Origin of the sequence: Pseudoalteromonas sp. H71, from assembly GCF_001468485.1 — a bacterium.
Classification (GTDB): domain Bacteria; phylum Pseudomonadota; class Gammaproteobacteria; order Enterobacterales; family Alteromonadaceae; genus Pseudoalteromonas.
This window is the reverse complement of the sequence record NZ_LODI01000012.1, coordinates 59811-72061: the sequence shown is the minus strand read 5'-3', so window position 1 is coordinate 72061 and position 12251 is coordinate 59811. Positions and strand designations below refer to the sequence as shown.

8 protein-coding genes and 1 pseudogene are annotated in these 12251 nt (G+C 40.2%); 5 read left to right on the top strand and 4 right to left on the bottom strand.

Features of this window, described 5'->3' with window-relative positions:
• Positions 1 to 414: 414 nt before the first annotated feature.
• On the bottom strand, positions 415 to 1272 hold the full coding sequence (locus ATS71_RS07535) for a tetratricopeptide repeat protein (RefSeq protein WP_058404271.1): 858 nt from the start codon (positions 1270 to 1272) through the stop codon (positions 415 to 417).
• Between the two features lie 112 nt (positions 1273 to 1384).
• On the opposite strand from ATS71_RS07535, the gene ATS71_RS07530 reads away from it, so the two are divergent.
• Positions 1385 to 2701 (top strand): M20 metallopeptidase family protein, encoded by a 1317-nt coding sequence (locus ATS71_RS07530; RefSeq protein WP_058404270.1) that lies wholly within the window; start codon positions 1385 to 1387, stop codon positions 2699 to 2701.
• Between the two features lie 24 nt (positions 2702 to 2725).
• On the opposite strand, the pseudogene ATS71_RS07525 reads toward ATS71_RS07530, so the two are convergent.
• The 3 genes and pseudogenes from ATS71_RS07525 to pomA all read right to left on the bottom strand — a co-directional run bounded on the left by ATS71_RS07525 (position 2726) and on the right by pomA (position 6518).
• Positions 2726 to 4665, bottom strand: a pseudogene (locus ATS71_RS07525) (DNA topoisomerase III).
• A 162-nt stretch (positions 4666 to 4827) separates the two neighbouring features.
• Positions 4828 to 5748 carry a flagellar motor protein MotB gene (locus tag ATS71_RS07520; RefSeq protein ID WP_058404268.1) on the bottom strand — a complete coding sequence of 307 codons (921 nt, stop codon included), beginning with the start codon at positions 5746 to 5748 and terminating at the stop codon, positions 4828 to 4830.
• Positions 5749 to 5750: 2 nt separating this feature from the next.
• Positions 5751 to 6518, bottom strand: coding sequence for a flagellar motor protein PomA (gene pomA / locus ATS71_RS07515; RefSeq protein ID WP_008132143.1), 768 nt, complete (start codon positions 6516 to 6518; stop codon positions 5751 to 5753).
• A gap of 285 nt (positions 6519 to 6803) precedes the next feature.
• On the opposite strand from pomA, the gene ATS71_RS07510 reads away from it, so the two are divergent.
• The 4 genes from ATS71_RS07510 to ATS71_RS07495 all read left to right on the top strand — a co-directional run bounded on the left by ATS71_RS07510 (position 6804) and on the right by ATS71_RS07495 (position 12210).
• Positions 6804 to 7046 (top strand): exodeoxyribonuclease VII small subunit, encoded by a 243-nt coding sequence (locus ATS71_RS07510; RefSeq protein ID WP_006794260.1) that lies wholly within the window; start codon positions 6804 to 6806, stop codon positions 7044 to 7046.
• A 2-nt stretch (positions 7047 to 7048) separates the two neighbouring features.
• On the top strand, positions 7049 to 7936 hold the full coding sequence (ispA, locus tag ATS71_RS07505) for a (2E,6E)-farnesyl diphosphate synthase (RefSeq protein ID WP_058404267.1): 888 nt from the start codon (positions 7049 to 7051) through the stop codon (positions 7934 to 7936).
• Positions 7937 to 8037: 101 nt separating this feature from the next.
• Positions 8038 to 9900, top strand: a complete 1863-nt coding sequence (dxs, locus tag ATS71_RS07500; RefSeq protein ID WP_058404266.1) for a 1-deoxy-D-xylulose-5-phosphate synthase — start codon at positions 8038 to 8040, stop codon at positions 9898 to 9900.
• Positions 9901 to 10098: 198 nt separating this feature from the next.
• Positions 10099 to 12210, top strand: a complete 2112-nt coding sequence (locus ATS71_RS07495; RefSeq protein WP_058404265.1) for a hypothetical protein — start codon at positions 10099 to 10101, stop codon at positions 12208 to 12210.
• The last annotated feature ends 41 nt before the right edge of the window (positions 12211 to 12251 follow it).

Here is a 12251-nt window from a genome sequence, read left to right as displayed (position 1 = left end):
GATTGCTTTATATTGTTAAAGAACGTTTGAGTTGCCTTAGCGACTCAAGGGAAGCGAATCTTACGCTTTCCTGTGTTTTTGTCAACACTTAATTTTAAACTTTATAAAAATCTAAACCTAAGTTTTACTCGACTCACTAAGTGGTTTGCTTGGCTCGCTAAGCGTTGCCTGCTCTGCCGTCTCAGTGGGGTCGCATTATAGGGAGCCGCGAATTTAACGCAAGCCTTTTTTTACTAAAAAAGTGATTTAAATTACACCCCAAGCAAGCGCACACCCTAAACACAAGTTACCCACAAAACCCTGTGCATAACTTTGCTTTTTCGGCATAAACTCCCTGCTTGCCAATTAATAACTACCAATAAAAAAGCACCTCTTGTAAAGGTGCTTCTATCTAGCCGTACTTAGAATCGGCTTTTAATATAAAATGCTGTATAGCTTTCTACGGTATTTAGCTGCGAGTGCATCTCCATCTGGTAACGAAGCTATAATGGCTAAAAAGCTTGGTTTAGCTTCATTATAATTAAGGTCCTTTTGTAATACGGTAAATAGTAGCTCTAGTGCTTCTTCTTTTCTTCCTGCTTCATTCAATAAAGTACTGAGTTCTTCCTTAAGTTCGAGATCGTTTGGGTACTTATCTACTTGCTGCTGCTTTAGTTGTATCTCTGGTGAGTCTTTTGCATCTAGTGCTGCTTCGCACTTTGATTTGATGTTATTAAAGTATGCATCTTGATCTTGCGAGTCAATTGTTTCTATTAAGGCTTGAGCCTCATCTAATTTGTGAATTTGAATACAAATATCTGCAAGCACTAATTTAATACGTACATTAGTATTATCTATTTCGTATGCTTGCTTTGCATAATTAAACGCTGCATTAAGGTCAGACTTCAATAAAGCCTGTTTAGCTTGCTCTAATAATAAATCCTGTTGAGCGGGTAGATGTTTAGATAAGGCTTCGCGTATTTGTGATTCAGTTTGAGTACCGGCAAGCAAATCTACAGGGGCTGAGTCTTTTAAAAGCACAAGTGTTGGCAATGTTTGTAAGCCAACTTGTTGTGCTAATTGTGAAGCTAACGCTTGCTCTGCATCACAATCTAAATTCGCTATTACTATATGGCTTGTATATTCAGCCGCTATTTTATCTAAAATTGCAGCCTGCCCGATACAATCAGGACTTTGAGGTGAGAAAAAGTTAAGTAATACTAATTTTTGTTGTGATGTTTCTCCAAGGACTTGCTGAAGGTTTTGTGCATTAATACTTACTATATTGCTCATTGAATTGATTGCCATACTGATCTATTTAAGGTTTTATATGGTGATAAACATAATAAATACAAGTCGTATAACTAAATCACTCGGCGTACATAATCAATTAATGAGGCAAATCATGAAACTATCTTACCTTAGCGCTGCGCTTTTATTTGCAGCCCCGCTTTTACAGGCTAAAGGGCTCGACTTAGACCTAAGCAAAACAATGCCTAGTATTGAAAAGTTTTACCTCGATTTACATCAATCGCCGGAACTCTCATACAGCGAAAAGAACACAGGTAAAAAAATAGCCGGCAAGCTTAGTAAGCTCGGATTCGAGGTTACAGATAATGTAGGTGGATATGGCGTTGTTGGTATTTACAAAAATGGCAATGGCCCAACAGTTATGATACGCACTGATACGGACGGTTTACCTATTACCGAGCAAACAAATAAACCCTACGCTTCAACTGTAAAAGTAATTGACGAGCATGGTGCAAACGTTGGCGTTATGCATGGTTGTGGTCATGACATTCATATGAGCTCGTTTATAGGTACTTCTGAGCAACTCATTGCACATAAAAGTAAATGGAAAGGTACACTAATGATGGTTGCACAACCTGCAGAAGAGGTTGGAGGCGGAGCTAAAGCAATGCTCAGTGAGGGGTTATTTAGTAAATATGCCAAGCCTGACCACATTATTGCCCTACATGTAAGTGCTAGCGTGCCAGCTGGTAAAGTTACCATGAAAAACGAATATACCATGGCAAGTGTGGATTCCGTTGATATAAATATAAAAGGTAAAGGCGGCCATGGTGCATACCCTCACACCACTATTGACCCGGTAGTTATAGCTGCTCATACAGTACTGGCTTTGCAAACGATTACAAGTCGCGAGCTTTCTCCTCTTGAACCATCCGTTATAACAGTTGGCTCTATACATGGTGGTTCTAAACATAATGTTATTTCTGATGAAGTGAAACTACAACTTACACTGCGAAGCTACAACCCAGATGTACGTAATGCGCAAATTGCTGCAATTAAACGAATAACCCGAGGAATTGCTCAAAGTGCAGGGCTTGAAGAGCCTGACTATCCTGCTGTTGTAGTTCATGAAGATGAATCAATTCCATCGACTTATAACAACCCTTCACAAACTAATATAGTACGAGGTGCTATTAAAAATGCCATAGGCGATACAAACGTACTTGAAACACAAGCAGTAATGGCAGGAGAGGACTTTGGCCTTTATGGCCGTACTGACCAGAACATCCCTATAACATTATTTTGGCTAGGCGGCGTTAATCAACAGCAATACGAAAAAGCAATAAAAAACAACGAAACACTTCCATCATTGCACTCAAGTAAATTTGCACCTGATTATAAAGTGGCGCTTCCTACTGGAATTAAAGCCATGAGTAACGCTGCGGTTGCGTTATTTAATAAAAGTGAATGACTTATAAACCAACAAGCCCTGCGGTTAATTTGTTACAGGGCTTTTTTTGTAGCCTGATTTTTTAAAAGGTGCTTTTTAGCGCGCTTTGCAAAGCGCTTTTTGGCAGGCGTTTTAGGTAGCTTGGCAAATACCCGGCTGTCACAGTTAGCGGCCTGATCCACAAAATTAGTAAGATCAGCAAGTAGAGGTTGTAAAAACTGCTGATAACTCAAGGATTGTTGTGCAATATCACCCAGGCTTGACTCCCATTTTGCCGTTAAGTCAGGACTTGCTAAACCTTCAGGCAAAAAACTAATTAATGCAAGACCTGTCTCTGTAGCTTTAATTGTTTTGCCTTCACGCTTTAAAAAGCGCCGTTTAAATAACAACTCTATAATGCCTGCTCGAGTAGCTTCAGTACCTAAACCATCGGTCTCTTTTAATATTTTTTTGATATGTGGATCTTTTACATAACGGCTAATCCCCGTCATCGCAGCCAACAATGTTGCATCAGTAAAATGAGCTGGGGGCGAAGTGTGCTTTTCTATTACACTTCCTTGAGTACATTTCAGGTTCATCCCTTTTTCAAGATAAGGCAACGTTGCCTCTTCTTTTAATTCTGATTTACCCATTAACACTTTAAAACCTAAGCTGACTTCTTGTTTAGCGTTGGCTTTAAATAAACCACCAGCAATTGTTACCTCTGCTTTAGTTTCGTTATAAACATAATCTGGGTAAAACTGTATTAAATAATGCCTACATATTAACTGGTATACTTTCGCTTCATCATTTGCCAAGTATGCGCTTTTTAAAAGTTTAGCCGTCGGTACTATAGCGTGGTGAGCAGCCACTTTAGAATCATTAAAACATTTACTCTTATGCTTTACGTTTGCTCCATCGACTAATTCTACTGGCTGTCCTTTGTTCTGTGCTATCGCTTTAAAGATAGCGGCGGCATCTTGGTGATGATCTTTTGGTAAATACCGATTGTCTGAACGAGGATAAGTAATTAATTTGTGACGTTCATATAATCCTTGGCAAATATCAAGCACTTGCTGGGCAGGCATGCCAAATGCTTTAGCTGCATCTATTTGTAGTGCGGATAGGTTATAAGGCAAAGGTGCACTTTGTTTTTTTTGTTTTTGTTCAAGCGCTGTTACCTCTCCTTTTTGATTAGTTATACGCGAAGCCACATTTTCGGCTAATGCTTTATTTAGCACTCGCCCTTCTTTATCTTGATAAGGTTCGCAAGCTTTACTCGGTACCCACTTGGCTGTAAATAGCTGCTGTTCAGGAGTAACTAAACTAGCTAATACCTCATAAAATGGTTTTGATACAAAATTAACTATTTCGTTATCGCGGTTAACCACTAAACCTAAGATAGGAGTTTGGACGCGCCCAACTGATAGCACATTACCAAACCCAGCTTTTTGCCCTGCTAATGTATAGGCCCGAGTGAGATTCATTCCAAAAAGCCAATCAGCACGGGAACGTGCAAGTGCTGATACACTCAGTGGAATAAATTCCCGATTAGAGCGCATACAATTAAGCGCTTTTTTAACTGCCGCTAAGTTTAAATCACTTATAAGTAGACGCTGAATACTTTGCTTTTTAGTTTTACTTATTTTGGCTTGTTCTATCACTTCATCTACAAGTAACTGCCCTTCACGATCGGGGTCACCGGCATGTATAAGTGTTGTAGCCTGTTTAATTAACTTTTTTAAGACGCTAAGCTGCTTGCGAGTTTTTGTTTTAGCCTTTAACTGCCATTGTTCAGGTATTATCGGGAGGTGTTCTAATTGCCATTTTTTATAGCGCTCATCGTAATCATCAGGCTCAGCTTGTTCTAACAAATGACCAATACACCACGAAACACAGTCACCATTAGCGACCTCAATGTAACCATCGTGTTTTTTGTGTGGTTTTGGGAGTGCATCAGCGATTGCACGTCCAAGTGAAGGTTTTTCTGCAATGTAGAGTTTCATACACTCGCCTACAACTGGTTATATAAACAGTAGTCTAGCATAGCAATTTCAAAGAGGGAGAGTTTTTAATGAATTGTCTGCATTAATGAGTATCAAGTGGTAGTGACTCGTAAAGCTTATAAGCTGGGCTGCTAATTAAGCCCAGCTTTATAATTAAAAGAGTTATCTTACATCAATAGGATCAGATTCTTTTGCCTTGCCTTGTAATATAGATATTTCAACTCGGCGATTACGGCGTCTGTCTTCATTGGTATCGTTAGGAACTAGCGGCCTTGTTTCCGCACGGCCAACGACCATCATTCGTGTTTTATCAAATCCTTGAACTGTTTGTAATTCGCTGGCAACGGCCACTGCGCGCTTAGACGACAAATCCCAGTTATTAACGTATAACTCATTCGATACCTGGAAATCATCTGTATGCCCTGAAACAGTAATTTCCCCTGGCACGTCTTTTAAAAGCACACCAATATCCTGAATAATGGGTTTAAACTTAGGCTGTAAAAAAGCACTGCCCGAAGGAAACGAACCATTCTCACGAATACGAATAATAATTTGCTGACCTAAAGACTCAAGCTCTATTGCACCATCTATTATTTGCTTCTCTAACTGCTGCGCTATTTTTTTAACGAGTTCATTTGTTTGTTCTTGATCTGCTGCAGATGTTGCTTGTTCAGATGATTGTTCTTGCGATGTGCTTCGAGACTCACCACCGCGCTTATCACCCCGCTGCTCTTGTCTACCGCCAGCAGAACTTTCATCGCCGGCCTGAAACTCTAGCATTTGCTGGGTCATTTCAACGGTTTGCTGCTGAATGGTTTCTATTGGTGTAGGTTCTGGTTTACCTGGGGTGAATTCCATGGCGATAACTGATGTCCCTTTTGGGATATCTTTAACTTCAATTTTATTTTGTACACCAAAAGCAAACTTCATAGAGCCTGCTATTTGTTTAAATTTAAGTACATCCATTTCTGAAAATGCCAATAATAGTACAAAAAAGCACATCAACAACGACATTAAATCAGCAAATGTTCCCATCCACGCAGGCAAACCTGGGGGGGGACATTTGCACTCTTCATCAGACATGGCTACTCCTCGGTATCAACTTTACGTTTAGACTCAGCTAAGTAATTTTTCAAAATACCTTCTATCACTTTCGGATTTTGACCATCTTGAATCCCTAAAATAGCATCAAGAATTAAACGCTGATTCATTGCCTCTTCGTCTTTACGCAGCTCGAGTTTTACCTGTATTGGAATTGCTACAACGTTTGCTAAAAACGCACCGTACAGAGTGGTCAATAGTGCCACGGCCATTGCAGGCCCGATAGCTTTAGGGTCGTCCATGTTTGATAACATGGCAACTAGGCCTATCAATGTACCAATCATCCCCATTGCTGGAGCTATATCGGCAAGTGCTTTAAATAAGCCAGCACCGAGCTCATGACGGGTGGTGGTTAGGGAAATATCTTTTTGAAGTGTGGCGCGCACAACGTCAGCGTCATGCCCATCAACAAGCATGTCAACGCCTTTACGCATAAATGGGTTTGGAATTTCAGCTTCTTCGAGTGCTAAAAAACCACCTTTACGAGCAGAATCTGCAAGCTCTACTGCTTTTTCAATTAACTCTTCAGGCGATTCAATTTTAAACATGAATGCCTTACCAACCACTTTACCTATCCCTAAAAATTGAGACATAGTGAAGTTTGATAAAACAATAAATAGCGAGCCACCAAATACAATTACACTTGAAGGTGCATCGGCAAACATGCCCATTTCACCGCTACTACTCATAAACATAGACATGACGATTAAGCCAATTGCGCCTAGGATCCCTATTATGGTTGCTAAATCCACATTTCCTCCAGAGATTTCATGTTTAAATGCCTTATCATAAACTTTTTATTATTAACTGCTTATCGGCAACATACTGAATTGCTTAAGTCGTTTTTGTAAATAAACATATAAAGTTATATTTATTATTTTATATCAAGTTAGGCACACAGCCTAATTATCGAGTTTTCTTGATAAATAACACGCCATTAATCGCCCTAAATGTAAAAAACTCATATCATCCTTTGACCTAGTTTAGCATTCCCCCTAAAATTGGCTCCTAAATTTATTATGTAAGCTGAAATAAAGATGGCGACTAAAAAACCTGAAAACTTAAGTTTCGAAAAAGCACTAGAAGAATTATCAACAATTGTTAGTGAAATGGAACAAGGTGATTTATCGCTTGAACAATCATTGAAGCAGTTCGAGCGTGGTATCGCGCTCGCTGGAGCGTCATCTGAAAAACTACAGCAAGCAGAACAAAAAGTATCTATTTTAATGGGCAATAGCGAAAAGTCAGCACTTACAAACTTTAATAACGATATGGAATAGTTGTGAGCATAAAAGACTATATTGAACGTGCTCAGATAGATGTAGCCACTACACTCAACCGCTACTTTGAACAGCCGCTCGATAGCGATAAAACCATAAAAGAAGCCACTCATTACAGTTTATTTAATGGTGGTAAAAGGCTACGCCCTTTTTTGGTTTACGCTGTTGGTGAAATGCTCGGTGCTAAAAAAAGTGACTTAGACATTTTAGCTGCAGCCATAGAATGCATTCACAGTTACTCCTTAGTACATGACGATCTGCCCGCTATGGATGATGATGATTTACGCCGCGGCTACCCTACTTGTCATATTGTGTATGGCGAAGCACAAGCTATTTTAGCCGGTGATGCATTGCAAACTCTCGCCTTTGAACTTATAGCCACACACAACTTTAATTGCTCAGCGCAATCGCAAGTAAAAATGATTGCTGCTCTTGCACATGCATCAGGTATTGAAGGTATGGTTGCGGGGCAAGGCTTAGACATTGCCGCAACTGACACAGTTGTTTCGGTACAAGAACTTGAACGCATTCACAAGTTAAAAACCGGTGCACTAATTAACTGTGCTATAACATTAGGTGCGCTGTGCAGTGAAAACGCAGATGAACAAACTTTAGATAACTTGAGTATTTTTGGGTATGCTATAGGGCTGGCATTTCAAGTACACGACGATATTTTAGACGTGGAAGGTGACACCAATATATTAGGTAAACCACAAGGCTCAGATATAGAAGCGAATAAAGCGACATACCCAGCGTTATTAGGTATGCTAGGCGCTAAAGAAAAGGCGCAAAATTTAATAACACAAGCCCACGAAGCGTTAGCACTTATTGATGCAGATACAACGCTTCTTGCGTCGCTAGCAAATTACCTTATTGAACGTGACCATTAGTCGCAGCTTAAGCGTATTGCAAATAGCACTGACATTATTACTTAACATTCGTTATTCATTCCTAGTTGAAAACGAATGTGCTCGAAGGATATAAAAAAGCCATGACACTTGATAGTAGCAAGTATCCATTACTTAACTTGGTTGACAAACCAGCTCAATTACGAGACTTAGCGCAGAATAAACTTCCCGAGTTTAGCAATGAACTACGTGAGTATTTACTTAACTCTGTATCGCAAAGTAGCGGTCATTTAGCGTCTGGTTTAGGCACGGTTGAGCTTACAGTTGCACTTCATTACGTGTATAACACACCAGAAGATCGTGTAGTATGGGATGTTGGGCATCAAGCCTATCCGCATAAAATCTTAACGGGTCGGCGTGATTTAATGCACACCATTCGTCAAAAAGATGGCCTTCACCCATTCCCGTTTAGAGATGAAAGTGACTACGACACATTTAGCGTTGGTCATTCAAGCACTTCAATTTCTGCAGCATTAGGCATGTCAATTGCGGCGCAAAAAGAAGGCGCTGGCCGCAAAACTGTCGCTGTTATTGGTGATGGCGCTATTACTGCGGGCATGGCGTTTGAAGCAATGAATCACTTAGGTGATGTAAAATCAGACATGCTTATTATTTTAAATGATAATGAAATGTCGATTTCTGAAAACGTTGGCGCATTAACCAATCATTTTGCACGTATTTTATCTGGTAGCTTTTACACCAATATTCGCGAAGGGAGTAAAAAACTACTGTCTGGCGTACCGCCTGTTAAAGAGCTTGCCAGCAGAATGGAAGAGCACCTTAAAGGCATGGTTATACCAGGTACGTTTTTTGAAGAACTTGGCTTAAATTATATTGGCCCAATTGATGGGCACGATGTAAATATGCTGGTTGATACATTACGCAATATGCGTAATTTAAAAGGCCCACAACTTCTTCATATAAAAACGCAAAAAGGTAAAGGTTACAAGCCAGCTGAAGCAGATCCAATTGGCTATCACGGCGTACCTAAATTTGACCCAAGCACATCAAGTCTACCAAAATCAAAACCAGGCGCACCTACTTTTTCAAAAGTATTTGGCGACTGGTTATGCGACATGGCAGAGCAAGACGACAAATTAATGGCTATTACACCGGCTATGCGTGAAGGTTCGGGCATGGTGCGCTTTTCAAAAGAGCATGCTGATAAGTATTTTGACGTAGCAATTGCTGAACAACATGCCGTCACCCTAGCTGCGGGGTTTGCTTGTGAAGGCTTAAAGCCTGTTGTTGCTATATATTCCAGCTTTTTACAACGCGCGTACGATCAATTAATTCACGATGTTGCATTGCAAAACTTACCCGTATTATTTGCCATAGACCGAGCAGGTATTGTGGGTGCCGATGGCGAAACACATCAAGGCGCATACGACCTAAGTTTTATGCGTTGTATTCCTAATATGGTTATTATGGCACCTAGCGATACTAACGAATGCCGCCAAATGTTATACACCGGTTACAAAGCTAATTGTCCGGTTGCTGTTCGTTACCCTCGCGGAAGTGCAGGTACGGCAGAGATTCAAAGCGATATGCAACTTTTCGAAATTGGTAAAGCAAATACAGTAAAACAAGGTTCAAAAATTGCCATTTTGTCATTTGGAACATTACTTGAAAATGCACAACTTGCTGCAACTGAACTTAATGCAACACTTGTTAATATGCGCTTTATAAAGCCGCTTGATACTTCACTGCTAAACGACATTATTAAAAATCACGATACCATAGTTACTCTTGAAGATAATGCCATTGCCGGAGGCGCAGGCTCTGCGGTTAACGAATACTTAGCTAGCCAACAGGCCAATGTTAAAATACTTAACTTAGGTATTCCTGATGAGTTTATTAAGCACGGCACGCAAGACGAAATGCACGATGAAATGGGCTTAGGCCAGCAAGGTATTTTAAGTTCAATTAGGTCATTTACCGCTTAGTTAATTATTCTAATTGTTTAAAGAAAGGAGCCTATTGGCTCCTTTTTCGTTTTTATTATTATTTTTTGCATCCAATTTAACTTTTTAACCGTTATTGCAGTGAGGTTAACATGTAAATAATCAGTGCTGCTTAGTATACGCTTTACGAGCAAGACTTTATTTACCTAAATTTGATGGAATATTTAAAAGGTAAAAATGATGAATAACGTTAATTTAACAACTCACTCTGCACAAAAAAACACATTGAAACAAAAACTTAGCTTTTCAGCTTTAACACTTGCAGTATTAATCGGCATTACAGGTTGTAGCTCAGACGATGGTAAAAACGGCGTAGATGGTATTGCAGGCACTGATGGACAAAATGGTTCCGACGGTAAAAATGGCAACCCAGGTTTTGCAGCTGCAACATTTATTTTGGCTAACAATGGAGAAACCAACGCGGGTACCATTGACTTAATTAACCAAAGTGCTTCTAAATTAAAAACCTTTAATACAACAGCTAACGAAGGCGTCGCTTTTGATAGCCTAGGTAACTTATTACAAGCAAGCGACAATGAAAATGGCAGTATTAAAACTATCTGTCAGCTTGCTAACCGTGCTGACGGCGCCAGCTATGCTGCAAATACAGATCGCGAAATAACAGGTGCTAACACAACGCTAGTAAACCCTAAGGGAATTGCTACAGCACAAAAGAGTGGTCTTATTTTTATTGCTGACTTTGGCGCAATGCAGGTAACGACTTTTGGTGCTACAGCAGCCGGCAATGCAGCTCCTTTAGGTATAACCATTACAGAGGCTGCACCATGGGATGTTGATTATGATGAAACTAATGACCGCCTTTATGTAGCACTTACAAATGGTGATGTAGCCGTTTACGATAATTTTGTTAATAGTGAATTTGCCGCAATGCCAAGCCGCACAATTACCCCTGCCAATAATGATGGTACGCAAATATCTGTAAATATCCACGGTATTGTTTATGACCCAAGTACTAATAAACTTGTTTTGTCTGATGTAGGTAGTGCCTCAGATGCAACCGATGGATCGTTATTTGTAATCAATAATGCATCAACCGCAGAGGGTTTAGTAAGCGTTGCACGAAGTATTGCCGGCCCAGCAACAATGCTTGGTAACCCCGTTGATATTAGCCTTGAAGGTAGTGATTTGCGTGTAGCCGAAAAATCAAATGACGCTGTTCTTGTCTTTAGCAATATATTTTCAGGTGAAAGCGGCGATATTACTCCTGATTTAGTCACCTCAACGATTAAACCTGAGTCAATTACTAAACTGGGCATGCCAAATGAGAGGGCTGACATTTCAGATAGTGATACTGCTAATATGGGGCTTTTAGGGGTCGCTGTAAGCAGTAACCCAGGTAGTGCAGGTGAAACAACTGGGCAAATTAGTCGATTAAATTCACAACTTAATACTGAAATTGGCAATTATAACGCGAGTCAAACTATAGAAAGCACGACCTTCGACAAAGCGGGAAACAGTTACACAACGTTCGATAACAGTGCAACTTCTATTGGTGGTATTGTTATTTCAAATAAAGTGGCAATAAACCGAGATGGACAAACGTATAATACAAGCCAAGATAGTATTATTACTGGAGCGAACACAGGCCTTATATCTCCTAAAGGTCTTGATGTTGCTTCTGATAGCGGTATGATTTTAGTTGCAGAAAATAATGCAGATACGCCGAGCATTTCAATATTTTCAACGTGTACTACAGGGGATGCGTCCCCTTTGATGACACTTACTTTTGCAAACGGCGCTCGCCCTTGGGATGTTGATTACGATGCAAGCACTGACCGTGCTTTTGTAGCACTAACAAATGGAACCGTTGCTGTATTCGACGAAGTCAAAAGCAAGCTAATGGCTGGTAATACTAATATTGCCGTTGAAGATAGGCTTATAACACCTGCAAATGCTGGAGCCGCAATAGAAGCGCCAAGCAATATACATGGCATCGACTACGACTCGCTAAGCGGCTCGTTAATTCTCTCTGATGTTGGTAGCGCAGCAATTGCCGATGATGGCAAAATATACGTGTTGAATAACGTAGCAATGGCGTCGGGTTTGGTAAACATAAGCACCACTATTAGCGGTCCAAATACCCTACTGGGCAACCCTGTCGATATTATGTATACCGGGACAGATTTATACGTAGCTGAAAAATCAAATAATGTGGTTATGCGTTTTAACAATATTTTAAACAGTGCCGGAGGCGACATTAGCGCCGATGCGAGCACTGCATTTACGGCACCTGAGTCAGTTGCAATATTACCAGCTTGGCTTAATCAATAGAGTTAACCTCACCATACCTGATCAACAATGTTGGTCAGGTA